Source organism: Helicobacter pylori, from assembly GCF_011140715.1.
In the GTDB taxonomy this organism is placed as follows: Bacteria; Campylobacterota; Campylobacteria; order Campylobacterales; family Helicobacteraceae; genus Helicobacter; species Helicobacter pylori_DA.
The window spans coordinates 22,509-46,745 of the sequence record NZ_SFZZ01000051.1; the positions used below are offsets into that span (position 1 = coordinate 22,509).

Genomic DNA, 24,237 nt, shown 5'->3' on the forward strand with positions numbered 1-24,237 from the left:
TATTTTAAGGTATTTTAGGGGTATTTTACACTATAATGGCTCTGAATTGGCTTATCGCTCAAGCTTAAGCATGCTTTGAAATTGATCGCATTCTTTAATGAGAGAATGAGCTATTTTTGGAATGCTTTTTGCATGTTATTAATTTGCAAGGGTTTAAAAAAGGGGTTTTGTATGGATTTTTCTAAAGCGTTTGGGTTGGTTTATAAAGCGCTAGATTATAGGGCTTTAAGGCAGGATATGATCGCTTCTAACATCGCTAATGTGGATACCCCTTTTTATAGGCCAAAGGATTTGGATTTTGAAAGCGTTTTAGCGGAGAAAAAAGCGGAAATTTTTGAAAACCAATCCAGTAAAGTTTTGCCTTTAGCCCACACTAACCCTAGGCATTTAGACTTTGAAAATAGCGCTAAAGATGGGGCGAGCCTTTTTTTTAGAGATGGGCATTTGGCTAAGAATGATGGCAACAGCGTGGATTTAGACATTGAAACGAGTGAAATGGGCAAGAACTCTACCATGTATTTAGCCTTGAGTTCAGCCTTAAAAAAGTATCGAGGCGTGATCAACTACGCCATTGACTCTAGTAAGAATTTATAATTAGGAGAAAAGCATGTTTTTATCTTCTTTTGATATTAGCGGTTATGGCTTGTCCGCCCAACGCTTAAGGGCTAATTTGATTTCTTCTAATATCGCTAACGCTAACACCACGCGCACGAGCGAAGGAGGCCCTTATAGGAGGCAAGAAGCGGTGTTTAAGGCTTTTGATTTCAACGAGATTTTAAACCAAAAAATCGCCCAAAACAATCAAATCACCCCCTATGAAGACCCTTTAGATGAAGGCGATGACAACCCCTTAATCCCCATTACAAGCGTGGTGGTGGATAAGATTGTGCGCGATGATAGCGAGCCGTTGATGAAATACGATCCGAGCCACCCTGACGCTAACGCTCAAGGCTATGTGGCTTACCCCAATGTGAATGCGGTGGTTGAAATGGCGGACTTAGTGGAAGCGACTAGAGCTTATCAGGCCAATGTCGCAGCCTTTCAAAGCGCTAAAAACATGGCGCAAAACGCGATTGGCATGTTACAAACATGAATGATTTGTAACAATTTATGGTAGTATAAGGAAATTTAGGTAGTATTAGCCAAAGATTCGTAGAATACAGAAATGAATAAGATATTTAATAGAGTTAAATTTTTAAAAAAGAGCTTAAGGAGGTTCTATGCAAGCCATACACAATGATAAAAGCTTATTGAGTCCTTTCTCTGAGCTTAACACGGACAACAGGACTAAAAGAGAAGAATCGGGTAGCACCTTTAAAGAACAAAAAGGTGGGGAGTTTTCTAAACTCTTGAAACAATCTATCAATGAGCTTAACAACACTCAAGAGCAGTCTGATAAAGCCTTGGCAGATATGGCGACAGGGCAGATCAAGGATTTACACCAAGCGGCTATCGCCATAGGGAAGGCCGAAACGAGCATGAAACTCATGCTTGAAGTGCGTAACAAAGCGATCAGCGCTTATAAAGAACTTTTGAGAACGCAGATCTAATCTCTTAAGTGGCGTCTCTTTAAATGATCGCTTGGTCCTTTTTAAAGAGAGGGTTTGTTGTTGCTACACCCCATTTTAACGGATTTTGCCATCAAAAATTCATGCTCTCATGCGTTGTGAAAGTCCAACGCCACGCCATTTTCAAGTAAGCGCTTATGGATAATAAGAATATTGATCCTTACTTCAACCCAGAGCAATTTCTAAAAATCCAAAGAGACAAGGGTGTGGTTACGGCGTTAATCTTTTTGTTGCTTTTTTTCATTTTTTTGATGGTCGCTTTTAAAAAAGCTTTTTTTGCGCAAGCCAACATGCCCACTTTGGTGATGATTAAACAAGACACCGCTACTAGGGGGACTATTTATAGTCAAGACAACTACAGCCTAGCCACTTCACAAACCCTTTTCAAACTGGGCTTTGACACAAGGTTTTTAAACCCAAATAAAGAAGATTTTTTTATTGATTTCCTTTCTATTTATAGCAATATCCCTAAAAAGTCCTTAAAAGACGCCATCAATACGAAAGGCTACACGATTTTAGCTTACAATCTCACGCCCAATATGGCCGCTAATATTAGAGACTTGAATAAGAAATTTTTAGCCTTTGGGGTTTTTCAAAATTTCAAAGACGCGCACGATAAAGTGTGGCAAAAGCAAGGGTTAAACATTGAAGTGAGCGGCGTTTCCAGGCATTACCCTTATCAAAATAGCCTAGAGCCTATCATTGGCTATGTGCAAAAACAAGAAGAAGACAAGCTCACTTTAACTACCGGTAAAAAAGGCGTTGAAAAATCTCAAGATCACTTGCTTAAAGCCCAACAAAATGGCATAAGAACAGGCAAAAGAGATGTGAGTTTTAACTTCATTCAAAACCACTCTTACACAGAGGTTGAGCGCCTTGATGGCTATGAGGTGTATTTGAGCGTTCCTTTGAAACTCCAAAGAGAAATTGAAACCCTATTGGATAAAACCAAAGACAAACTCAGGGCTAAAGAAATCCTGGTGGGCATTATCAACCCTAAAAGCGGGGAAATTTTATCCTTAGCTTCAAGCAACCGCTTTGATCCTAATGCGATTAAAACCAGCGATTACGAAAACTTGAATTTGAGCGTTGCCGAAAAGGTTTTTGAGCCAGGCAGCACGATTAAGCCTATTGTCTATTCCTTGCTACTAGATAAAAATTTAATCAACCCTAAAGAGCGCATTGATTTAAACCATGGTTATTACCAATTAGGAAAATACACCATTAAAGACGACTTTATCCCCAGTAAAAAAGCCGTTGTGGAAGACGTTTTGATCCAATCTAGCAATGTGGGCATGATAAAAATCAGTAAAAGCCTCAACCCAGAGGATTTCTATAACGGGCTTTTAGGCTATGGATTTTCTCAAAAAACCGGCATTGATTTATCCTTAGAAGCCACAGGAAAGATCCCTCCTTTGTCCGCTTTCAAGCGTGAAGTGTTAAAGGGGAGCGTCTCTTATGGCTATGGGTTGAACGCAACTTTTTTGCAGCTTTTAAGGGCTTATGCGGTGTTTTCTAATGAAGGCAAATTGACTACCCCCTATTTAGTGCAACGAGAAACCGCCCCTAATGGCGATATTTACATCCCTAGCCCCAAACCCACCTTTCAAGTCATTAGCCCCAAAAGCGCTAGGAAAATGAAAGAAACCTTAATTAAGGTGGTGCGTTATGGCACAGGCAAAAACGCTCAATTTGAAGGGCTATACATAGGGGGAAAAACAGGCACGGCTAGGGTTGCTAAAAACGGGAGTTATAGTGCGGAGTCCTATAACAGCTCTTTTTTTGGGTTCGCTGAAGATGAAAGGCAGGTTTTTACTATCGGCGTGGTTATCTTAGGCTCGCATGGCAAGGAAGAGTATTACGCCAGCAAGATTGCAGCCCCCATTTTTAAAGAAATCACCGAAATTTTAGTGCGTTACAATTATCTATCGCCCTCTATTGCGATTCAAAACGCTTTAGAAAAAAACCGCTTTAAAATAAAATAAAAGGCTCTTTTAAACCCAAACTCCAAAGAAGAAGCTTTAGACTACTAGATCTGCGATTTGAAGCTAAACTTAAAGGATGGATTAGAAAAAATCTGTTTAAGTTAGATTGATCCCAATTAAATAAAATGAGACTTGCATAATCCCTAAAAAGATAATCAAAACTAACCCTTGAATTAAAAAAGAATGCGAATTAACTTTGCTGCCATAATTTAAACGCAAGGTTTGCAATAGATGAGTATTCAAAATTTAATCAAAATAATGTAAAATTAGAGCAACTATAAACTTGGCGGTATCAACTAGACTCATTAAAAGGCGAAATCCAAATGATTAAAAGCGTAGAGATTGAAAATTACAAAAATTTTAAGCACCTTAAAATGGAAAATTTTAAACTCATCAACTTTTTTACCGGTCAAAACGATACGGGTAAAACCAATCTTTTAGAAGCTCTTTATACCAATACAGGTCTTTGTGATCCTACTGCCAATCAAGTCAGTCTTCCTCCTGAACATGCCGTGAATATTAGTGAATTCAGAAAAATCAAACTCAATGCCGACAACCTAAAAACCTTTTTTTATCAAGAGAATACCGCTAATCCCATTAGTATCCGCACTGAATTTGAACATGCTACTATCCCTCTTACTATCCAATACCCCACACAAACCAGTTACAACAAAGACATCAATTTGAATAGCGATGATGCTCATATGACAAACCTTATAAACAAAACAATAACGAAGCCACAGCTCCAATTTTCCTACAATCCATCCCTTTCCCCCATGACAATGACTTATGAATTTGAAAGGCAAAACCTAGGTTTAATCCATTCTAATTTAGATAAAATCGCTCAAACCTATAAAGAAAATGCGATGTTTATTCCCATAGAATTATCTATTGTTAATTCTCTTAAAGCATTGGAAAATTTACAATTAGCAAGCAAAGAAAAAGAATTGATTGAAATCCTACAATGTTTCAACCCTAATATTTTAAATGCTAATACAATAAGAAAGTCTGTCTATATCCAAATCAAAGATGAAAACACACCGCTAGAAGAAAGTCCCAAAAGGCTTTTAAATTCGTTTGGTTGGGGTTTTATCAAATTCTTTATCATGGCGAGCATTCTTCTTGATAATCGCGTCAAGTATCTTTTTATTGATGAAATAGAAAGCGGTTTGCACCATACAAAAATGCAAGAGTTTTTAAAAGCTCTGTTTAAGTTAGCTCAAAAATTACAGATTCAAATTTTTGCCACCACGCACAATAAGGAATTTTTATTGAACGCTATCAACACCATGCCCAATAATGAAACGGGAGTTTTTAAAGATATAGCCTTGTTTGAGCTTGAAAAAGAAAGCGCTTCTGGCTTTATCAGATACAGCTATTCTATGCTAGAAGAAGCGCTCCATAGGGGCATGGAGGTTAGAGGCTGATGCGAGAAAAAATCGTTTATGTGGAGGGCGAATCAGATAAAATCTTTTTAACGCTTTTGAATGAATTTAGAAATTTAAGGATTAATGGTGAAAATATTGTTAGTTGTAAGGGCAATACCAAGCTTTTTAAAGAAGCAGAGAGTATTAAAGAATATCTAAAAGCTAAGGATATTTACATCGTTTTTGATTCAGACAACCAAACAAAAGAGACTAAAATTCAAGAGATAAAGAAACAACTCCAAGAAAACCCAGAAGAAGAACACCGCTTAAACGATGAAGAGTTTAACCAGATTAAGATTTTTTTATTGCCAGAAAATGATGAGACTAAACACGATCTCAATTATTGTGAATTAGAGCATTTGCTAGAAAAAATGGCAAAAGAAAGTGAAAATGAAGCGTTTTACACAAAATTCCGCCAACATTACGACACACTTCTTGATGAAGCCTTTGAAGAAACCAATCAGAATCAAACACCTATCAGAAGAGGGCAAAAAAACATGCTAAATGTTGGCTACAACCCTATATTACGCTTTCTGTTTGTTTAGAGAGAGGTTTTGTTCCTTGTGGGTTAAACGATCTAGATCCTGTTACTACAACCGCTAAAATGATAGATAAGCCAAAAAATACAGAAATTCTTAAAAAATTTTTTAATTTTAACTTAAAGGAACTTCAAGCATTGATTGATTTTTTAAATTGACAATTATAAATACCGCTCATTTATTCATGGGATAAACCTTATTATCGCATGGCTTCCTTGGGCGTTTATCGTTGTAATTCTCATTAAACAAATCCCTCGTTTTTTCATGATCTTTGGTTATGATTCCTGCCAATGGCAACAAGGTATGCAATAAATCATCGCTCATGAAAGGCTTGTGTAAAGCTTCTTTAAAACTTTTTACCATTTGGGGGTGTTTTTGTTTGAATGTATCGCTCATATAGATTAAAAATGGGATTTCTACGCTAGCATTTGAGCATTCATGGGTATTAAAAGCGCTTGATTCAAACATGTCATCGCCATGATCGCTCAAGTAGATAACGAGACTATCCTTGTCTTTAAACAATTCAATCAAAGAATGCAAAACATAATCATTATAATAAACGCTGTTAATGTAATCGGTTACAACTTGCTTATCAGCATTGTTTGTAACCCGCAAAGACTTGTTTTTTGAAAAGTAAGAAGTGTTGTTGGGATTGAAGCGGGAAAATTCTTTAGGAAAGCGGTTTTTATATTCAAAATGATTGCCGATCAAATGAAAAACAACAAAATTTTTACGCTTTCTACTCTCTCTCTCTCTCTCTCGTTATTATAATACCGCTTGAAAAGAGCGGCTAAGTTTTCATCATAAGGCTTATCATTTTCTATATAAGTATCAAAATGCTTAGCTACTTGATAATAGCTATTGCCCCACATGAGTCCATAGCCTTGAGAGGTGATCCAAACGCTTTTATAATCGCTCAATTTAAGGATATGGGCTAGATTTTTATATTGATACCATGCCTTTTGGTTGAGATTATCCCTATTGGCGTAAGTTAAAAGCATTGTGAAACTTTTATCCGTATAAAAAGCCGGACTGATCACATTATCAAACGCTAAAAGCGAACCTTTTTCTTTTAAAGCACTTAAATAAGGGGTTGTAGGGGTTTGATAGCCATAAACACCCATAAAATTTCTATTCAAACTCTCGCCAAAAATTAACACCACATTATCAATATTTCCTGTATTTTTGACTAAGTAATCTTTAGGATAAGAAGCGTTTTCTAAAGCTTGACTGGAGTTATTGCTTTCTCTCAAGCTGCTAATATTCCTCCAAAAATAATACGCTCCTTTAGCCAAAGCAATGTATTCTATCGTTCCATCAGCATTCAACAACGCTTCATCTTCTTTATATTTTTTGATGGTTTTTATAGTGTGTGGCACTTCTACAATCAAAAATAAAACGCTTAAAATACTAGCCATTTTTAAAGGAATTGGTTTGTTAGGAACGAGACTGAATAGTTTTAGAGAACCTATAGCTATTAAAATAAGCCCTATCACAAAATACCAATGCGGATAAACATAGGCATGGAGGAATTCTAAGCTCTCTTTATAATGCGTGGTGAATAAAATATTACCCAGCTCATTAGACAAAGGCAAATGAAAATAATACAAACCAAAAATATCTATACAGCTAAACACAATCCCTAAAACTAATATAAAACTTTTTAGGCTTTCTGTTACAAACTTGTTCTTAATAAAACTGATCGTGCAATAAACAATAAAAAGCCATATAAAGCTATACAAAAATGCTTTGAAAATAAAGCCGGCACTCATTGAAGAGAGAAAGCATGCTGAAAGCGCATTAAAAAGAATGAACACAAAAAATTTAGAATCTAAAATCATCAAAACCACCTAATTTATCAATTTCAATCAAACTTGGTATAAGTTTTTTCTTTGTTACCAAGCCATCATGTTTAGAAAATATAATTCCAATCATTCCCCTAATTAAAAGGTTAATTCAAAGGAAATTCTACTCAACAACCCACCATAAATCAAAAATCATAAAACCTCCCCCTTTTTCAATTCAATGCACTTCGCTCCAAACTTTTCTTTTCCACGCGTAAGCCAAGAACGATAGCACCGCAAAGAAAATCATGATCTTAATCCCTAAAGTATTCCTTTCATGCTTTTTCCTATCGCCCGCTTTTTCCAAATAAGAAATGACTTGTTTTTGAGCTTTTTCATTCAATCCCACTCTAGGCATGGCCGTGCCAGGCAAAAGCTTTTGCGGATCGTTGATGAAAACGTTCAAGCCATGTTCGCCCTTAGCCCTAATCATCATGGACAAATCAGGTGCATGAGAGCCTAAATAATTGGCTAAATCTTTAGGATCGCTAAAGGCCTTGTCTTTAGCGTAATCCAGGCTATGGCACCTTTGACAGCTTTGCGCGAACACTTCCTTATCGCTCAAATTTTTAGGCAAAATAGAAGTGAGATACGCCACAATATCGCTCAAATCTTGATCGCTAAATTGAGAAAACGCCGGCATAGGATAGGGCCTTTCATCGTTGAATTTATGACTCAATTTCGCCGTTTTCACCGGGTCTTTGATGAAGTGGGCTAAGAAATTCGCATTCAAAACCCCCGCCACATGGCTTAAATCCGGTGGCACAACCCCAAAAGAGTTGCTCGCGCTAAGGCTATCCATAGGGTCTGGAATGTTTTGGGATTTAATGCCATGGCAAGCGGTGCAATTTTCGGCTACAAGCTGTTTGCCCTTATTAGCGTCGCCATTTTTTAAATCAATCGGCTCTAAATCCTTGAAAGCAAAATCCGCCGGAGCGACTTTAGGGTGCATCACCGAATGCGCATAAGGCTCAACCCCATAATAAATCACGCCTATCACCACAATAAGGATGATGAGAATTTTAAATTCTTTCATCTAAAACCCCCTTGTTTCTTCCTTTCAGCGATAGTGATAATGGGCAATACCACAAAGAAAAGGGCTAGGAAAGTGATTGAACCAAATAAGCCGATGTATTTGCCAATCCCAAGCGGAGGCAATTTACCATAGATCGTTAAAACAATCATGTCAATGATTAAAAGCCAAAACCACACCATAAAAGCTGGCCGTTTGTGCACGGGAGCGACGACTGGGCTTCTGTCCAAAAAGGGCAGTAAGAAGAAAATCACTTGCGCCACGCCAAAGGCCATTAGCCCTAAATCAGCGCTAAAGAAAAAGCCCCTTAAGACTTCATAGCTCCATAAGAAATACCATTCAGGGTAAATGTGAGGCGGCGTTTTAAGGCTGTTAGCCCTTTCAAAGTTGATAGGATCCATCGCAAAATCATAGTGGTAACACACCAAGTAAAAGAAAAAGACCATGAACGCACAAACCACAAAAATATCTTTAGACAAGAACACCGGCCAAAAAGGAATGACTTTGGATTCTTTTTTCTTGCCCTCAATGAATTTCTTTTCTTCTGCTTCAAAGTCAATCTCTTCGCCTTCTTGGTTATTGACATGCGGGACGCGTAAAGAATAAAAATGCACCCCAATGAGTAGAATGATCGCAATGGGCAGTAAAAACACATGGAGCATGAAAAAGCGCGTTAAAGTGGAATCCGCCACAACATAATTGCCCCTAATCCACTCCACCACATCAGCCCCAATGAAAGGAATACCCCCAAACAAATTCGTGATAACCGCTGCAGCCCAATAGCTCATCTGCCCCCAAGGCAGCATATACCCGCTAAAGGCTTCCGCGCTAAAAACCACAAACAAAATCATCCCGCTAATCCAAATCATCTCACGCCCCTTTTTGTAAGAGCCATAATAGATGCCGACAAACATGTGGATATAAATGATGACAAAAATCATGCTCGCTGCCGTGGCATGCATGTGGCGCCAAAGCCAGCCATAAGCCACTTCTTGCATGATGGTGAAATTCACGCTATCAAACGCCATTTTCGCATCAGGCTTGTAATACATGAGCAAGAAAATCCCTGAGACTACAAGCACGCCAAAAAGGGTCAATAAAATCACCCCCATCGCCCATAAGAAATTAATATTTTTAGGGATCCAATATTCTGTCATTAGCACTTTAACAAGCTTGTTAGTGCCAAGACGCATGTCTAGCCATTCGCCTAAATTCTTCGCTTTTTTTATCTCTGCCATGGAACTCTCCTTACGCTTTAGCCATCATTTTCTTGTATTCAGCCCCGGCTTCACCAAAAGTGATCTTAGTGCCTTCAATTTTAAAAGGCGGGATATCAAAAGGGCGTGGAGGGGGTGTGCCGGCAATATTCACGCCATCAGCAGTGAAACGCCCCCCATGGCATGGGCATAAAAAGCCTTTTTCTTCATCTTGATAAGTGGGGATACACCCTAAATGCGTGCAAATTTGAATGGCTGTGGTAAAAACGCTCTCGCCAATTTTAAAATCGTGCTTTTCATTAAAGCCCTCTTTTTTAGAACGCTTGAGGATATAGACCGGTTTCCCACGCCATTCCACGGTGGAAAACTGCCCTTCTTGCATGTTCGCCACATCTATGGTCGTAAAACCGGCTGAAACAACGCTTGGAAGCGGATCCCAAGTCTTTTTCATCGCTACTAGACTGGCTATAGCCCCTATAGCTGTAACGCTAGCAAGGCTCATTCCTAAAAAATCACGCCTTTGAATATCTGCCATGATTAAAAAACTCCTTAATGATAATTACCTTTTAACGACTAAAGGCATAGCAAATCCCTATTTTACACAAACTCTCTTAATAATCTTTTTAAAATAACAAATTGAGGCTAAAATCAAACGCTTTTAACGCCGCTTTAAAGAAATTTGAGCGCGCAAATGTTTCAAAAGGGTTTCTAAAATATCGTTATCGTCTTTGCTTGGGGCTTTCAAGCTTTCTTTCTTTTCATCGCTATAAGTGATGGTGATGTTTTGATTGAAATTAGAAAGTTTAAGGATGCCAAGCTGGTTGGCTAGAATTTTAAGCGTAATGATTTGCAAAAATTGAGCGCTCAAATCGTCTATTTTACCAAACCTATCTTCTATTTCTTCATGGATTTGCCCCACCTCATCTACATTTTCACACAAACTCAAACGGCGATACAAATCCAGTCTCAAACTATCGCTTGCAATGAGTTCAGGGTTTAAAAAAGCGCTCACGCTAAGTTGGATTTCTACGCTTTTTTCAAGCCTTTTCTTCCCCCCACTCAATTCATAAATCGCGTCTTCAAGCATGCGCGTATAGAGCGCATAACCAATGTTTTTAATATGCCCGCTCTGATCCTGCCCGAGCAAATTCCCGCCCCCCCTGATTTCTAAGTCATGATAAGCGATACTCTCCCCACTGCCTAAATACGAATTTTTTTCTAAAGCGAGCAAGCGTTTTAAAGCCTGTTCATTCAAACTTTTTTGATCTTCTATAAGGAAATAACAAAAGCCTTCTTTTTTGCCTCTCCCCACACGCCCTCTCAATTGGTGCAAATCAGCCAGCCCGAAATTCTGTGCATTATCAATAATAATCGTGTTAGCGTTAGGCAAATGAATCCCTGATTCCACAATAGAAGTGCATAATAAAACCTGATAGTTCCCCTTAGCAAACTCTAGCATGATTTCTTCGCTCTCGTTAGCGTTAATCTGGGAATGCAAAATAGCGATTTTAAGCTTAGGGATGAGCTCTTCTAGCTTGGTTTTGACTTTTGAAATGCTAGCGATGTGGTTATGGATGTAAAAAATTTGCCCGTTACGGCGTAATTCTCTATGAATGATCTCTTTTAAGAGTTCGTCATTCTTTTCTTTCAAAAAAGTGCGGCTAGGCTTTCTGTCTGTGGGCGGGGTTTTTAAAGAGCTAATGCCTTTAATTTGAGAGAGCGCCATGTTTAAAGTGCGCGGGATAGGCGTAGCGGACATGCTTAAAAAATGCACGCTTTTACTCAATTCTTTTAAAGCTTCTTTTTGTTTCACGCCAAATTTATGCTCTTCATCCACCACCACCAAGCCCAAGTTTTTAAATTTCGCGCCTAAAATCGCATGCGTGCCTATTAGCACATCAACTTGCCCTAGTTCCACCGCCTTTAAAAGCTTGTTTTTTTCGCTCGCATACCGATCCAAACGAGCCACTTTAACGCCAAAATTTTCAAAACGCTCCCTTAAAGTCTCAAAATGCTGGTGCGCTAATAAAGTAGTAGGCACGACTAGAGTGCTTTGAAAGCCGTTCAAAAACGCGCAAAAAATCGCATGCATCGCCACTTCTGTTTTCCCAAAACCCACATCCCCACTCAAAAGTCTATCCATCACCCTGTGAGAGCTTAAATCCCTTGAAATTTCAGCGATGGCTTTTTCTTGATCGCTGGTGTATTCAAAACCCGCATGCGATTTAAAAATCTCCAACTCCGCTAAATGCGTGTCCATCTTTTTGCCCAAGATCAAATTGCGTTCAGCCGCTAATTCAATGATCTTGCCCGCAATCTCTAAAAGCTTGGTCCTGACTTTAGCTTTTAGTTTAAGGAAACTCCCTTTCCCTAGCCGGTCTTTAACCGGCACGCTATCGCCTTGCGCCACATAGCGAGCGATGAGATGCAAGTTTTCTACCGGTAATAGCAGTTTGTCTTCGCCCAAATAAGCGATTTCTAAAAAATCCCTCTTGCTCCCTAAAACGCTGTGCTGGATTAATTGAGAAAACACGCCCACCCCATAATCATCATGCACCACCCATTCGCCCGGATTCAATTCGTTCAAGGCGAGCCTGGATTTTCTATGCTTTTTCTTCCTTTCAAAGGAATTGAGCGAGATAAAAATCCTATCAGGGGTTTTAAAGTTTAACACAAAGGGGGCGATGACGCATTCCATGTTGCTTTTTTCAAGCGCGCCTAATACATTGTCTAAAATCGTTTTATTGGGGGCTAGGAGCGTGATTTTATAATTTGAATGCAAAGCGATAAAGCCCTCTAGGGCATGCGCATGGATTTCTAAATCTTCATAGCCTTGCGGGTTTTCTAAAACCTTTAAAGATTTGAAACGCTCACCATCCAATTCGTTTAAGCTCGCTAATTCTTGAATTTCTTCTAAAGCCTTAGGGCTTATAACGCTTTTATAAACGCTTAGCAAGTCTTGCGCTTTTTCTCCTAAAAACCACAAACCAAAACTGGTTAAATCTTTAGAAAAGCTATTTAAGGGGCTTTGTTCCACTTTTGTTTTTAGATCCTTATAAGATGGTTCGTCCAAACTAAAAAGCGTGGGGGGGATTTCAATTTCTAACAACTCTTCTTTAAGGCTCATTTGAGTGGTAGGGTCAAATTCCTTAATGCTCTCACACTCCGTGTCAAAAAAACTCAAGCGATACGCTTTAGAATTGGGTACATAAATATCCACAATATCCCCCCTAAAGCTCGCTTCGCCTTCCACTTCCACTAAGTCTAAAATTTCATAGCCATAATAAAAGAGCTTGTCTTTCAAATCCTTAAGGTTATATTTTTCTAAAAGAGTGATTTTAAAGCTCTCTAAAAGTTCTTTTTTGGGTAAAGGGTGCAATAACGCGCTAATAGGGGCAATGATGATAGTTTCTTGCTTGTTTTCTAAGGCTTGATAAAACTCCCTCAAACCCCCTAAAAGCTGTAAAAATTCTTCAAAAAACGAACGCAAATCGTCGTTTTTTTTAGCCCTAAACTCCGGGAAAAGAATGGCTTTAATATTTGTCTTAAAATAGCTTATGACTTCTTTAGCGAGCTTGGATTCTTTAAAATCCTTACAAGCGAGTATTTGATAATCAAAGCCTTTGTTTAAGGCTCTATAAAGGCTAGATTGGATCATTCCCTATTTATTTTCAATTTTCTTTTCTTGCTCATTGATCAACAACGCCCCCCCCTGAAGGTTTTTAGGGCGAGTTTCCCCAATCAAAATCCCCTTTCTTTCCACCACAAGCTCTTGGCTAGAGATCTTACCATCCAAGCGTCCTAAAGGCATGATTTCTACCACTTCCGCCTCCACCGTGCCAGTGAACTTGCCATTGACCACTAATTTATTAGCGAAAATCTCACCCACTACCGAGCCGGTTTGCCCGATCACCACCGTGCTTTTAGAATGCACCACCCCTTCTAATTCGCCATCTATGTGCAAATGGTAATCCAAATGAAGCTCCCCCTTTATTTTTGTGCCTTGAGCGATAATAGTCGCTGGTCCTGTTTTTGCATTAGCCGATTTATTATTGTTATCAAAGATTGCCATCTGATGCTCCTTTCTTTATTGAAAACTTCTTCAAAATTTTTCATGTTCCATTTGGTGAAACTCATGGGGTTTATGGGCTGATTTAAAAACCGCACTTCATAATGCAAATGCGGCCCTGTACTCATTCCTGTATTACCACTATACCCAATCAACTGCCCTTTTTTGACAAATTCGCCCGTTTTTACGACGATTTTATTCAAATGGGCGTAGTAGGTTTTAAAACCAAAAGGGTGGAAAACTTTAATCAAATTCCCATACCCCCCATTCCACCCTTTGCTCGCTAACCCCACTACCCCGCTCGCGCTCGCATACACAGGGGTGTTAATAGCGGTGCTCAAGTCAAGCCCGGTATGGTTATGCAGCACATGCAAAATAGGGTGGATTCTTTTATTAAAGGCAGCTGAAACGCGCCGATAGGATTCTAGCGGGTAGTCATTAGGGATAAGGCGCATGATAAAGCTTTTTTGAAGCCCGGTAATCCCAGCGACATCCAAGCGGCTGGAAAAATTGCCCTCTTCTTTTTCTTCTTCAGGCCTATTCACTCCCACCACTTCTTCTAAATCGTTGATGCGCTCCCCTGAAAGTTGCAAATCGTCTAAAAATTCATCCATTTGCAAGGAAAGCTTTTCATTCGTCTCTTTTTTTTTCTCAAATTCCTTAGTGATTAAAGCATGCTGCTTTTCAATATTTCTAATTTCTTTATTTAAAACTAATAACGAAATGCCTAAAAACAATAAAGATCCCACAACGCTCAACAGCGCATACAAACCAATTTGACGGAATAAGATATGAACATTAATGTAACGGCTCCCTTTAGAGTCCGTAACCATCACAATCAAACGCCTGTCTAAAAACACCAAAAACCCCTACTGACCTTTTAAGGTGTCTTTATCCACATGCTCTTGGAGCTGGACAATGTCTTCTAAAACCCAAAACAAATTCTTCCATTCAATAAATTTATTTTCTTCTAAAGCGCTTTGGAAATGATCCAAATCCCATGCCAAAAATTTTTGCACATCTAAAATTTTACCCAAAAAGCGCACTTCATAATGCAATTTTTCACCGCCGCTATTACCGCTCTTCCCGCTATACCCAATCAACTGCCCTTTTTGGATAAAGCTTTTGGGCTGCACATTGACATGATCTAAATGCGTGTAAATGGAGCTAAAACCAAACGCATGTTCAATGCGCACCAAGTTCCCATACCCCACATTAGAATTGGTCTTCACAAAATCCACAATCCCATCAGCACTCGCATAAACAGGCGTGTTTAATGGCGCGATAAAATCAATCCCGGATTCAACGCCCTTAATTTTTTTAATGGGGTGGTTCCTTTCTTTGGTGGGTTTGATCGCGCTATAAGTTTTTAGGGGCATGCCATTAGGAATGAGCATGAGCGCTAAATGTTTTTGAGCCAGATTCAAATTTTCTAAATCCACTTCATCATAAAGATGCACGCCCCCATTGGCCCCTCTTTTGACTTCAATCAAGGATTCCAACCCGCGAATCTTTTGCCCCACAATAAAGAGCTCTTCTCGCTTGTTTTTAATCTCTTTTGTTAAAGTGTAATTTTTTTGATACAAATCCCTAAAATCCCTTAAAACCGCATTCCTCTCGCTTGTCATCGTATCCATTTTAGCGATTAAAAATTTTAAAAAACCCACGCCAAGCCCCACGATCAATAAAAAAATGACAACAGAAATGATGAGGTTGCGTTTTAAATTTTTAGAAAATTTGAGCTGTTTAGAGCCTGATTCATCAATGATGGTGATCACAAGCTGGTTTTGTGGCATCAATCCCTCTTCTTTTGATAGCGTTTATAAAAAGCGTTGGCTACTAGAAATGAACCATACACCAAATAATTTTCATTTTCTTTCAAATCTTCAAACAAAGCGTGTTCTAACCCTAAAGTTTCTAAAATCCCTTTAAGTTTTTCTAATTGGATAATTCTTTCATTATGCAATTCTAAAATCAAAACCTTTTTAACCACAGGCTTTAAAATTTCTAGCACCAAAAAAGCGTCCTTATCTTGATAGCAATTATAAATCAAAACGATTGGAGCGTTAAAGATGCGTTTGATTTCTTCTTTTAAGGCTTTAGCGCTATGGGGGTTATGCCCCACATCTATTAAAATGTTAGGGCTTAAAAGCTCGCAACGGCCGATTAAATCTAGGGGCTTTAGGTTTTTTAAAACTTCTTGTTTATTGCATGGCACTAGCGTCTCAAACGCTTTTAGGGCCACTTCTAAATTCATCGCTAAAAAATGGGCTAAATGGTGGCGTTCAATATAATCCCTGACTCCTTTTGAAATTTCATTTTGAACCACAATCAATTGCGCGCGTTTGTCTTTAGCGATTTTTTGAGCCACATTTAAAACCAGTTCTTGTTGGGGAGCGATGATGCTAAGAGAGCCCATCGCTTTTAATTTGGTTTGCGCAATGCTTTCTAAACTATCCCCTAAAAATTCCTTATGATCGTAATCAATGGGGGTGAAAATGCTTAGGGTTTTTTCTAAAGCGTTCGTGCTGTCAAACTCCCCCCCAAGCCCCGCTTCTAAGACTAAATAATCGCAATCTTTAGCGAGCATGACGGCTAGTAAGGTAGCGTATTCAAAATACGAGCAAGCGTTGCTGAAAGCGTGCGATTGCAATTGCTGGTGGGCGTTTTCTAAAACGCTTTCTTTAACAACAGAGCCATTCAAATAAAAGCGCTCCCTGAATTCAAAAACATGAGGGGAGGTGAAATGCAACACCTTAAAATTTTGATCGGCTAATAAAAGGGTTAAAAACCGCCCTGTGCTGCCCTTACCATTAGTCCCTACCACATGAATGACTTTGGCTTGAACCTCAAAAAAAGCGTTTTTAAAATCCTTATAAATTTGAATGAAACGGCTAGGGTCAAACTGATGGTATTCCTTAGGCTTTGTTTCTAAAAACGCCTTCAACCCATGACTATTTTTCATTATTGAATTTCCCCTCATAAGCGATTTGAGCCACAAATTTAGTCAAAGTTTGTTCCACAGCCTGATTGATCGCGTAATAGCGGTTCTGGAAAGTGTTAAGGGGGTCTTGCAAATTCACGGCGTAATTGTAGTATCCGCTATTTTGAAAAGTCTTTCTAACGCCTCTTTTATTATCATAGGTGTAGTTCACAGACACGGTTGCGCGATAGAAAGTCGTAAAACCTTCTTTATTTTGCGTGATGCTCGTATCGGTTACATTCGTGATTTCTATAATGATAATAGAATCCGCATCTTTTTCGCTCGCCAGGCGGTTTTGGAAGCGTTGCACGACTAAACGATTCATCAAATCCTTAAACTCCACAGAGTTTTCAGGGTTAGGCAAATTCACAATGAGTTTTACATACACGCTATCGCCAAGCGCGTTTTGAGCGTAAGTGGCGATGGGTTTATACCCACAGCCCTTGAACAAAAGCAACACAATAAAAAAAAGTAAAGCCCTCATGCGGTAACAAAATTAACAAGCTTATTAGGCACATAAATTTCTTTTTTAACGCTCGCCTTTTCTAAATATTTCTCTAATTCTTTTTTAGCCAAAACAATAATCTCTTCTTTGCTGGCGTTAATATTGACTTTCAATTCCGCGCGCCTTTTGCCATTAATGGTAAGCCCTAAAGTCATAAAATCTTCCATCAAAGCGTCTTCATCGATCGCTATAGGCTTGAAATTCTCTCTTTTAAAAAGCCTCTCGCTCAACTCCCATGCGGTGTGCGGGATAATAGGCTCTAAAATTTGCAACAACACAAAATAACCCTCGCATAAAATTCGTTCATCACTTTGCGCGTTCAAAGCGTTTAAAGCCTCCATGCAGCTTGCGATCAAAGTGTTAAATGCGTAAGCGCTTTCAGCCTTATTGAAAATTTCATGCGATTTTTTTAACGCTTCATAGACTTTTTTGCGGGCTAATTTTTGCGCTTCATTCAGGCCAACTTCTTTAAATTCAGGCTTAGAAGTAGTAGGGCTAATGGCGTTCGCTTTGTCGTATAAGCGCTTGATAAACCGGTGTGCACCCTCTAAAGCACTGTCATTCCATTCTAATTCTTTAGCCGGTGGGGCAGCAAAAAGGATAAAGAGCCTTGCCGCATCGGCCCCGTATTTTTTAAGTATCTCTTTAGGGCTAACGACATTGCCTTTAGATTTGCTCATCTTAGCGCCATCTTTTAAGACCATGCCTTGAGTGATAAGCTGTTTGAAAGGCTCATCTAAATGAAGATAGCCCAAATCCCTTAAAGCCTTAGTGAAAAAGCGCGCGTATAACAAGTGCAAAATCGCATGTTCAATGCCGCCAATATAAGTGTCCACTGGCATGAAACACTTCAAGTAATTTTGATCAAACGCTTGATTTTCACGCTGATTTTTGGGCGTGGTATAACGCAAGAAATACCAGCTGGATTGGATGAAAGTATCCATGGTGTCTGTTTCTCTTAAAGCGTCTTTGTGGCATTTGGGGCATTGAGCGAATTTCCAACTCGCATGCTTTTCTAACGGATTGCCCTCCCCATCAATCACAATGTCTTCGGGTAAAGTTACCGGCAGTTGGGTTTCAGACACAATCCCGCAATGTTTGCAATGAATCATAGGGATGGGCGCTCCCCAATACCTTTGACGGCTCACTCCCCAATCTTGCAAGCGGTAGTTGATCACCCTTTTACCGAGGTTTTCTTTTTCAAAATAAGCGATGATTTGCTCTCTGGCCACTGAGCTAGAAAGATCGCTCCACTCCCCGCTATTTTTTAAAACCTCTTCTTTGGTGTGGGGCAAACTTTGAGAACTTTGAGTGATCACTTTAATAGGGATATGATAAAGATTAGCGAATTCAAAATCCCTTTCATCGCAAGCTGGCACGCCCATTAACGCTCCAGAGCCATAATTGGCTAGGGCGAAATTAGCCACCCAAACAGGGATTTTTTGCTTCGTTAAAGGGTGGATAGCATAAATGCCTAAAAACGCCCCCTTTTTCTCTAAAGCTCTTTCTCTTTGAGTCGTGTTTAAAATCGCTTTAATTATCTTTGAATCTTCTTGGCTCACTCGCTTGATGGCATGCTCTACCAAAGGGTGTTCTGGGGCGATTGCAATGTAAGTGACGCCATAAATGGTATCCGCTCTTGTGGTAAAAACTTCAATTTCTTGAATGCCATTGCAAGCTTTCAAGCACTCATCAGCGATTTTAAAACCAAATTGCAACCCGCTAGATTTCCCTATCCAGTTTTTTTGCATGGTTAGGACTTGAGAAGGCCAATGATTTTCTAAAGTTTCTAAGTCTTTTAGCAATTCTTCAGAGTAGTTTGTGATCTTCAAATAATATTGATAGAGTTCTTTTTGAATGACTTCTGTATCGCAACGCCAACACCTCCCATCAATGACTTGCTCATTAGCTAAAACGGTCTTGTCGTTAGGGCACCAATTGAGCATGGCTTTCTTGCGATAGATCAGCCCCTTTTCCCACAAATCAATGAAAAATTGCTGTTCAAATTTCGTGTAATCCGGATCTGAAGTGGCAAATTCCCTGTTTTTAGAAAAAGAAAACCCTAAAGCTTCAAACTCTTTTTGCATGGCTTCAATGTTTTCATAAGTCCAGGTTTTAGGGTGGATACCATGCTTAATGGCCGCATTTTCTGCAGGCATACCAAAAGAATCAAACCCCATAGGGTGTAACACATTGTAATGGTGTAAACGATAATAACGCGCCAACGCATCGCCAATGGTGTAATTGCGCACATGCCCCATGTGGATTTCCCCACTAGGATAAGGCAGCATGCTTAGAATGTATTTTTTAGGGAGATTAAAATCGTCTTTAGGTTCAAAACTCTTATTTTTCCACCAAAATTCTTGCCATTTTTTTTCTATATTGATAAAATCCATCGTTACCCCTTAATCCGTTTCGCTCGTTACAACGCTTTCAATCAACAAAAAGATGAGGCTGAAAGCGTTACTAATCAACGCCCCAATCATGAGCATGTAAGCGGTAACCAAATTATTTAAAATCTGTAAAAACACAAACGCCGGTATGAGGTGCAACACGGTAGCTAAAGAGCTGGCCAACAGCTCTGAAGCGAAACGCTTGCACACCCCAATTTTGAGCGTAACAGAAATAAGGTTTAAAGCTAACGCTACAAACAACACCACCGTATTAGGCTCATACAAAAACCCTGCAATGGTGGTTAAAGAAATAAGGCTAAACAGCACATGAACGACCCGACCCCAATCCATAGAAACTCCTTAAACTTGACCGCCCTCATACAAACGGCGCATTTTTTCTTTCTCTTGAGCTTTTTTGATTTTTCTAGCCTCATTCTCATAATATTTACCCATATCAAAGCCTAACAATAACGCTACTTTAGGGGCGATGAAAATAGAGCTATAAGTCCCTACAATCGTGCCTATTAGCATGGGCAATGAAAAGCCAATGATGATCTTACTCCCAAACACGCACAAAATCAACACCACAAAAAACACGGTTAAAGAAGTTAAAAGCGTGCGCGTGAGCGTGCTGGAAATGGCTTCATCAATGGCTTGAGTGGCGTTTTTGGTTTTTTGAGAGAGCATCTCTTCTCTGATCCTGTCAAAAATAATGATCGTATCATTAATGGAATACCCGATCAAGGTGAGCAAGGCCGCAATCACTTCCAAATTCATATCAATCTTAAAAACAATCACTGAACTTGCCACTAAAACCACATCATGCACAAGCGCAATAACGCTCGCTAAGGCAAAACGCCATTCATAGCGGAAACTCACATAAACCATGATCGCTATTAAAGCTAAAATCAGCGACAAAACGCCTTTTTCTTTCAATTCACTCCCCACTCTAGGCCCCACGGTGTCAAATTTACGGATTTCAAAATCGCCACTGGGTTTTAGAATGTTAGCCACAATAGCGTTCAGATCTTCATTTTCAGCCGTTTCTACAAAAGGGAATTTGATTAAAATTTCTTCTTTAGAGCCAAATTCGCTCACTTGCACGCCTTTGAAGCGAGCTTCTTTTTCAAAAAGATCGCGCACTTCTTTAATGGGAGCGTTTTGGGTGTAACGCACTTGCACCAAACTCCCCCCCGCAAAATCAATCCCTAAAGAAAACCCTTTAAAAAACAAAAGCCCTAACGCTAGAAGAACTAAGATCGCTGAAACAACCACCCCATAATTGGAATAACGCATGAAGCTTAAGATTCTAGTTTGTTTGAATAATTCCATAAAACCTCCTAAGCTCTTTTATTCACGCCAAACCAAAAGTAAAGGCTTTTTGTTTGAGTGAGTTTAGGCAAAAGGGCTTGATAAATCCCTTGCGTGCCTACAATGGCGGTGATAATAGAGGCTAAAATCCCAATGCCTGTGGTTAGGGCAAAGCCTTTGATCGCTCCTGTGCCATAAGCGTATAACAACACTGAAGCGATCAAAGAAGTGATATTGGAATCAAAAATCGCCCGGCTCGCATTGATATAGCCTAAATGGATCGCTTTAGCGATACCCTCATTCTCTCTTAAGACTTCTCTAATGCGCTCGTTGATAATGATATTAGCATCCACGGCAATCCCCACGGTTAAAACAATCCCCGCCATTCCCGGTAAAGTCAGCGTCGCTCCAAAAATCGCCATGACCGCCACGATCAAAAAAAGATTGACCACTAACGCCAAACAAGCGATCACTCCCGCCATAGAGTAATAAAGCACCATAAAACCCATCACCAAAATAAAGCCCCCTATGAGAGCGATAATGGAAGTTTTAACGCTGTCTTTCCCTAAACTCGGACCAATAATTCTTTTTTCTAAAACCTGAATGGGCGCGCTCATCGCCCCACTCCTTAAAGCGATCGCTAAATCGCTCGCTTGAGCCACGCTAAAATTCCCGCTAATTTGCCCGCTCCCTCCGCCAATACGCTCCCTGATCACTGGGGCTGAATAAACCTTATTGTCTAAAACGATTGCCATGCGTTTGCCCACATTCGCGCCTGAGAAATCCCCAAAAATCTTAGCCCCTTGAGCATCTAGCGTGAAGCTCACCACCGGCTGGTTGTTTTGATCATACACCACTTTCGCGTCTGTAAGCATTTCGCCATCTAAAATGGGGATCGCTTTGAGTAAGATTTTACCCCCCATTTCCACATCAGACAACAACACGCTGCCTAATTTTTGAGCCTCTAAATCCGTCATTTTCATCGCATCTTTATTGTGCTCTTCATCCACTGCCATCATCTGCAAATGAGCGGATCTTGAAATCAAGTCTTTAGCGCGCCGCTCTTCTTCTAAAGTCTTAATGCCAGGCAATTGCACCGAAATTTCTTCTTTACCTTGCTGAATGACTACAGGCTCTGCCAAACCAAATTGATCCAAGCGGTTACGAATGATCCCTATCACTTGCAAAATCGTGTTTTTACGCAATTCCTCTTGCTCTAAAGGGGTGAGCTTCACGCTATAAAATTCCGCTTCTTTTTTGATTTCAAACTGGCTATGGCCTTGCAATTCCAATAAAAGCGCGTCTAATTTTTTCGCTTCATCTTCATCTAAAAGTTCAAAACTGATCCCTTCTAAGCTGGATTTAATGTCTTTAAGCAAGATATTTTGCTTTTTAGCGTTGTATTCTAAAGCGGACGCTAGGCTTAAATACTTGTTTTTTAAAGCTTCATCGGTTTGTACCCCTAAAAGCATGTTTAACCCTCCCCTTAAATCCAAACCTAAAGTGATTTTAGGGCCTTTAGTCTCTAGCAAAGAAGGCACAGAAAACCCTACCCCTAAAAGAAGCGCGCAAATAAAAACGATTAAACGAGCGTTAAAAAGTTTCATTTAGTTGTTATTTGGCGTTGTTTCAAAGTCTTAGCACCGGATAATCTTGCCGGAATTTCTTCTCTGCCTTGCTGAATGGCTATAGGCTCTGCCAAACCAAATTGATCCAATTCGTCTAATTTGAACGCTACATAGTTTTTAGAAAGTCTAGCGGTGGTGTCATCATTGAGTTTCACGCTAAAAAAATTCGCTTCCGCTTTAAGCACTTCAACGATGAGCCCTCCTTGAGTGACAATTTTATCGCCCTTAGTCAAACCCTCTATCATTTCTTTATGCTTTTTTTGCTGTTGGCGTTGCGGACGAACAATCAAAAAATAAAAAATAAGAAACAACACCACAAGGGGTAAAAGCGTTGTTAGAATGTCTCTAATTTGTCCCATTAAATTTCCTTAAAAGATGTTTTAATCTCAAATTATAGCATTTTTCACTATTTCTTTAAAGTTACTCTTTTATCTAGCGCGAATAAATACAAAGCCCCTATGATCCCAGAAATCAAAGATCCGAGTAAAATCGCAATTTTTGCCACTTCCATAGCGTCCTTATGCTCGCTCGTGAAAGCCAGATTAGAAATGAACATAGACATGGTAAAGCCAATCCCTGCTAAAAGCCCAGCCCCTAAAATATGCCACCAGCTGATGCCTTTAGGGCGCGCGGTGATTTTGAGCTTTTCGCTCATAAAGGTGATTAAGAAAATCCCTAAAGGCTTGCCCAAACAAAGCCCTAAAATAACCCCAAAAAGCACCTTATCCGCTTCTAAATTGATGCTAGAATCAACGCTCACCCCAGCGTTTGCAAACGCGAATAAGGGCATGATGAAATACCCGCTGATGGGGGCTAAAAAATGCTCCAATCTTTCTAAGGGGCTTTGTAAGGCGCTCGCTTTTTCTTCAATAGAATGCAAGATTCCTTGCTGCTCTTTGGTCAAAAGCGCTCCTGAACTTGTCTCTGCGTATCGTTTGCCTAATTCCAAAAGCTCTACATTTTTAGAATCTTTAGGGATTTTCACCGGTATCATAAAAGCTAGAACCACCGCAGCGATCGTCGCATGGATACCGCTCTCATGCACGCAAAACCAAAGCAACACCCCTAAAAGCAAGTAAGGGACGAGCGAGCGGGCATTCAAGCGGTTCAATACCGCTAAGATAAGAACCACCCCTAAAGCCCCTAAAAGCCATGCGAATTTTAAATTCGTGGTATAAAAGAGCGCGATCACCACAATAGCCCCTAAGTCATCAGCCACCGCTAGAGTGATTAAAAAAACCTTTAAAGCGGTTGGCACCCTTTTGCCTAAAAGCATGATCACGCCTAAAGCGAACGCAATATCCGTCGCCATAGGGATCCCAAAACCATGCTGAGAGGGCGTATCAGCGTTAAGGAAAAAATAAATCAATCCTGGAGCTATCATGCCCCCAAGAGCCGCAATCACAGGAAAAGAAGCTTTTTTGAAACTGGATAATTCCCCAAACAACAATTCTCGCTTGATCTCTAAGCCTATCATTAAAAAAAATAACGCCATTAAAACATCATCAATCCAGTTGTGCAAACTAAAGCCGATAAAAAAATCCCCTATTTGAAACCCAAAAGGGGTGTGCCATAGCGCAAAATAACTTTCTTTTAAAAACGAATTAGCCACCACCATCGCTAAAACAGCGTTTAAAAAGAGGAAAATCCCTCCAAAAGACTCGCTTTTAATAAAGCTTTTAAGCGTTACACTGATCGAGTTTTCTGTTTTTTTGAGATTCATAGACAACCTTAA

General features: G+C 39.7%; 23 protein-coding genes and 1 pseudogene. 7 read left to right on the forward strand and 17 right to left on the reverse strand.

All coding sequences use genetic code 11. The features are described 5' to 3' along the window. The first annotated feature begins 171 nt into the window (after nucleotides 1-171). From flgB to EWZ81_RS08475, 7 genes and pseudogenes are all read left to right on the forward strand, one after another. Complete coding sequence (gene flgB / locus EWZ81_RS04725) at nucleotides 172-594, forward strand: flagellar basal body rod protein FlgB (protein WP_000347746.1); 423 nt, start codon at nucleotides 172-174, stop codon at nucleotides 592-594. Nucleotides 595-607: 13 nt separating this feature from the next. Next, nucleotides 608-1,093 (forward strand): flagellar basal body rod protein FlgC, encoded by a 486-nt coding sequence (gene flgC, locus EWZ81_RS04730; RefSeq protein ID WP_000480093.1) that lies wholly within the window; start codon nucleotides 608-610, stop codon nucleotides 1,091-1,093. A gap of 127 nt (nucleotides 1,094-1,220) precedes the next feature. After that, nucleotides 1,221-1,550, forward strand: coding sequence for a flagellar hook-basal body complex protein FliE (gene fliE / locus EWZ81_RS04735; RefSeq protein ID WP_001147918.1), 330 nt, complete (start codon nucleotides 1,221-1,223; stop codon nucleotides 1,548-1,550). Nucleotides 1,551-1,573: 23 nt separating this feature from the next. After that, complete coding sequence (locus tag EWZ81_RS04740; protein ID WP_001881465.1) at nucleotides 1,574-1,699, forward strand: hypothetical protein; 126 nt, start codon at nucleotides 1,574-1,576, stop codon at nucleotides 1,697-1,699. A 6-nt stretch (nucleotides 1,700-1,705) separates the two neighbouring features. After that, nucleotides 1,706-3,553: a peptidoglycan D,D-transpeptidase FtsI family protein gene (locus EWZ81_RS04745; RefSeq protein WP_165549183.1), complete on the forward strand. Its 1,848-nt coding sequence runs from the start codon at nucleotides 1,706-1,708 to the stop codon at nucleotides 3,551-3,553. Between the two features lie 323 nt (nucleotides 3,554-3,876). After that, nucleotides 3,877-4,980: an AAA family ATPase gene (locus EWZ81_RS04750; RefSeq protein ID WP_165549184.1), complete on the forward strand. Its 1,104-nt coding sequence runs from the start codon at nucleotides 3,877-3,879 to the stop codon at nucleotides 4,978-4,980. After that, nucleotides 4,980-5,677: pseudogene (locus EWZ81_RS08475) on the forward strand (DUF3226 domain-containing protein). The gene EWZ81_RS04750 and the pseudogene EWZ81_RS08475 overlap by 1 nt, the downstream one beginning before the upstream one ends. 16 nt (nucleotides 5,678-5,693) lie before the next feature. Here the strand turns inward: EWZ81_RS08475 and EWZ81_RS08610 are convergent. The 17 genes from EWZ81_RS08610 to nhaA form a co-directional block, all read right to left on the reverse strand. Next, complete coding sequence (locus EWZ81_RS08610) at nucleotides 5,694-6,230, reverse strand: sulfatase-like hydrolase/transferase (RefSeq protein WP_165549185.1); 537 nt, start codon at nucleotides 6,228-6,230, stop codon at nucleotides 5,694-5,696. Continuing rightward, nucleotides 6,227-7,360: a sulfatase-like hydrolase/transferase gene (locus tag EWZ81_RS08615; RefSeq protein WP_165549186.1), complete on the reverse strand. Its 1,134-nt coding sequence runs from the start codon at nucleotides 7,358-7,360 to the stop codon at nucleotides 6,227-6,229. Before EWZ81_RS08615 ends, EWZ81_RS08610 begins: the two co-directional genes overlap by 4 nt. Before the next feature lie 181 nt (nucleotides 7,361-7,541). Beyond that, complete coding sequence (locus EWZ81_RS04770) at nucleotides 7,542-8,399, reverse strand: cytochrome c1 (protein WP_097696245.1); 858 nt, start codon at nucleotides 8,397-8,399, stop codon at nucleotides 7,542-7,544. Beyond that, a complete protein-coding gene (locus EWZ81_RS04775; RefSeq protein WP_165549187.1) occupies nucleotides 8,396-9,634 on the reverse strand; it encodes a cytochrome b in 1,239 nt (412 codons plus the stop codon). Before EWZ81_RS04775 ends, EWZ81_RS04770 begins: the two co-directional genes overlap by 4 nt. Nucleotides 9,635-9,644: 10 nt before the next feature. Further along, nucleotides 9,645-10,148, reverse strand: a complete 504-nt coding sequence (petA, locus tag EWZ81_RS04780; RefSeq protein WP_140489579.1) for a ubiquinol-cytochrome c reductase iron-sulfur subunit — start codon at nucleotides 10,146-10,148, stop codon at nucleotides 9,645-9,647. A 123-nt stretch (nucleotides 10,149-10,271) separates the two neighbouring features. Then, entirely contained in the window at nucleotides 10,272-13,271 is a 3,000-nt protein-coding gene (gene mfd, locus EWZ81_RS04785) for a transcription-repair coupling factor (protein ID WP_165549188.1), read from the reverse strand. 3 nt (nucleotides 13,272-13,274) lie between these two features. Next, nucleotides 13,275-13,685 (reverse strand): bactofilin family protein, encoded by a 411-nt coding sequence (locus EWZ81_RS04790; protein ID WP_001917026.1) that lies wholly within the window; start codon nucleotides 13,683-13,685, stop codon nucleotides 13,275-13,277. Then, nucleotides 13,604-14,542, reverse strand: a complete 939-nt coding sequence (gene csd1 / locus EWZ81_RS04795) for a peptidoglycan DD-metalloendopeptidase Csd1 (RefSeq protein WP_165549189.1) — start codon at nucleotides 14,540-14,542, stop codon at nucleotides 13,604-13,606. The genes EWZ81_RS04790 and csd1 overlap by 82 nt, the downstream gene beginning before the upstream one ends. Before the next feature lie 9 nt (nucleotides 14,543-14,551). After that, nucleotides 14,552-15,478, reverse strand: a complete 927-nt coding sequence (gene csd2 / locus EWZ81_RS04800; protein WP_165549190.1) for a M23B family cell shape-determining DD-metalloendopeptidase Csd2 — start codon at nucleotides 15,476-15,478, stop codon at nucleotides 14,552-14,554. Then, nucleotides 15,478-16,647, reverse strand: coding sequence for a Mur ligase family protein (locus EWZ81_RS04805; RefSeq protein ID WP_165549191.1), 1,170 nt, complete (start codon nucleotides 16,645-16,647; stop codon nucleotides 15,478-15,480). The genes csd2 and EWZ81_RS04805 overlap by 1 nt, the downstream gene beginning before the upstream one ends. Next, on the reverse strand, nucleotides 16,637-17,149 hold the full coding sequence (lptE, locus tag EWZ81_RS04810) for an LPS assembly lipoprotein LptE (RefSeq protein WP_001202130.1): 513 nt from the start codon (nucleotides 17,147-17,149) through the stop codon (nucleotides 16,637-16,639). Before lptE ends, EWZ81_RS04805 begins: the two co-directional genes overlap by 11 nt. Beyond that, a complete protein-coding gene (gene leuS, locus EWZ81_RS04815; RefSeq protein ID WP_165549192.1) occupies nucleotides 17,146-19,566 on the reverse strand; it encodes a leucine--tRNA ligase in 2,421 nt (806 codons plus the stop codon). Before leuS ends, lptE begins: the two co-directional genes overlap by 4 nt. A 9-nt stretch (nucleotides 19,567-19,575) precedes the next feature. After that, the gene (locus EWZ81_RS04820) at nucleotides 19,576-19,914 is read right to left on the reverse strand and encodes a DUF6394 family protein (protein ID WP_000383774.1); all 339 of its coding nucleotides are present in this window, start codon (nucleotides 19,912-19,914) and stop codon (nucleotides 19,576-19,578) included. A 9-nt stretch (nucleotides 19,915-19,923) separates the two neighbouring features. Further along, nucleotides 19,924-20,895, reverse strand: coding sequence for a protein translocase subunit SecF (gene secF, locus EWZ81_RS04825; RefSeq protein ID WP_165549193.1), 972 nt, complete (start codon nucleotides 20,893-20,895; stop codon nucleotides 19,924-19,926). Nucleotides 20,896-20,903: 8 nt separating this feature from the next. Then, nucleotides 20,904-22,481 (reverse strand): protein translocase subunit SecD, encoded by a 1,578-nt coding sequence (gene secD, locus EWZ81_RS04830; RefSeq protein WP_165549194.1) that lies wholly within the window; start codon nucleotides 22,479-22,481, stop codon nucleotides 20,904-20,906. After that, the gene (gene yajC / locus EWZ81_RS04835; RefSeq protein ID WP_165549195.1) at nucleotides 22,478-22,861 is read right to left on the reverse strand and encodes a preprotein translocase subunit YajC; all 384 of its coding nucleotides are present in this window, start codon (nucleotides 22,859-22,861) and stop codon (nucleotides 22,478-22,480) included. Before yajC ends, secD begins: the two co-directional genes overlap by 4 nt. A gap of 47 nt (nucleotides 22,862-22,908) precedes the next feature. Continuing rightward, a complete protein-coding gene (nhaA, locus tag EWZ81_RS04840; protein WP_165549196.1) occupies nucleotides 22,909-24,225 on the reverse strand; it encodes a sodium/proton antiporter NhaA in 1,317 nt (438 codons plus the stop codon). Nucleotides 24,226-24,237 lie beyond the last annotated feature (12 nt).

What these genes read in the sequence shown, in the direction of transcription:
- flgB (WP_000347746.1), top strand. Translation starts at nt 172, where the DNA reads ATGGATTTTTCTAAAGCGTTTGGGTTGGTTTATAAAGCGCTAGATTAT.
- flgC (WP_000480093.1), top strand. Translation starts at nt 608, where the DNA reads ATGTTTTTATCTTCTTTTGATATTAGCGGTTATGGCTTGTCCGCCCAA.
- fliE (WP_001147918.1), top strand. Translation starts at nt 1,221, where the DNA reads ATGCAAGCCATACACAATGATAAAAGCTTATTGAGTCCTTTCTCTGAG.
- EWZ81_RS04740 (WP_001881465.1), top strand. Translation starts at nt 1,574, where the DNA reads ATGATCGCTTGGTCCTTTTTAAAGAGAGGGTTTGTTGTTGCTACACCC.
- EWZ81_RS04745 (WP_165549183.1), top strand. Translation starts at nt 1,706, where the DNA reads ATGGATAATAAGAATATTGATCCTTACTTCAACCCAGAGCAATTTCTA.
- EWZ81_RS04750 (WP_165549184.1), top strand. Translation starts at nt 3,877, where the DNA reads ATGATTAAAAGCGTAGAGATTGAAAATTACAAAAATTTTAAGCACCTT.
- EWZ81_RS08615 (WP_165549186.1), bottom strand. Translation starts at nt 7,360, where the DNA reads ATGATTTTAGATTCTAAATTTTTTGTGTTCATTCTTTTTAATGCGCTT.
- EWZ81_RS04770 (WP_097696245.1), bottom strand. Translation starts at nt 8,399, where the DNA reads ATGAAAGAATTTAAAATTCTCATCATCCTTATTGTGGTGATAGGCGTG.
- EWZ81_RS04775 (WP_165549187.1), bottom strand. Translation starts at nt 9,634, where the DNA reads ATGGCAGAGATAAAAAAAGCGAAGAATTTAGGCGAATGGCTAGACATG.
- petA (WP_140489579.1), bottom strand. Translation starts at nt 10,148, where the DNA reads ATGGCAGATATTCAAAGGCGTGATTTTTTAGGAATGAGCCTTGCTAGC.
- mfd (WP_165549188.1), bottom strand. Translation starts at nt 13,271, where the DNA reads ATGATCCAATCTAGCCTTTATAGAGCCTTAAACAAAGGCTTTGATTAT.
- EWZ81_RS04790 (WP_001917026.1), bottom strand. Translation starts at nt 13,685, where the DNA reads ATGGCAATCTTTGATAACAATAATAAATCGGCTAATGCAAAAACAGGA.
- csd2 (WP_165549190.1), bottom strand. Translation starts at nt 15,478, where the DNA reads ATGCCACAAAACCAGCTTGTGATCACCATCATTGATGAATCAGGCTCT.
- EWZ81_RS04805 (WP_165549191.1), bottom strand. Translation starts at nt 16,647, where the DNA reads ATGAAAAATAGTCATGGGTTGAAGGCGTTTTTAGAAACAAAGCCTAAG.
- lptE (WP_001202130.1), bottom strand. Translation starts at nt 17,149, where the DNA reads ATGAGGGCTTTACTTTTTTTTATTGTGTTGCTTTTGTTCAAGGGCTGT.
- leuS (WP_165549192.1), bottom strand. Translation starts at nt 19,566, where the DNA reads ATGGATTTTATCAATATAGAAAAAAAATGGCAAGAATTTTGGTGGAAA.
- EWZ81_RS04820 (WP_000383774.1), bottom strand. Translation starts at nt 19,914, where the DNA reads ATGGATTGGGGTCGGGTCGTTCATGTGCTGTTTAGCCTTATTTCTTTA.
- secF (WP_165549193.1), bottom strand. Translation starts at nt 20,895, where the DNA reads ATGGAATTATTCAAACAAACTAGAATCTTAAGCTTCATGCGTTATTCC.
- secD (WP_165549194.1), bottom strand. Translation starts at nt 22,481, where the DNA reads ATGAAACTTTTTAACGCTCGTTTAATCGTTTTTATTTGCGCGCTTCTT.
- yajC (WP_165549195.1), bottom strand. Translation starts at nt 22,861, where the DNA reads ATGGGACAAATTAGAGACATTCTAACAACGCTTTTACCCCTTGTGGTG.
- nhaA (WP_165549196.1), bottom strand. Translation starts at nt 24,225, where the DNA reads ATGAATCTCAAAAAAACAGAAAACTCGATCAGTGTAACGCTTAAAAGC.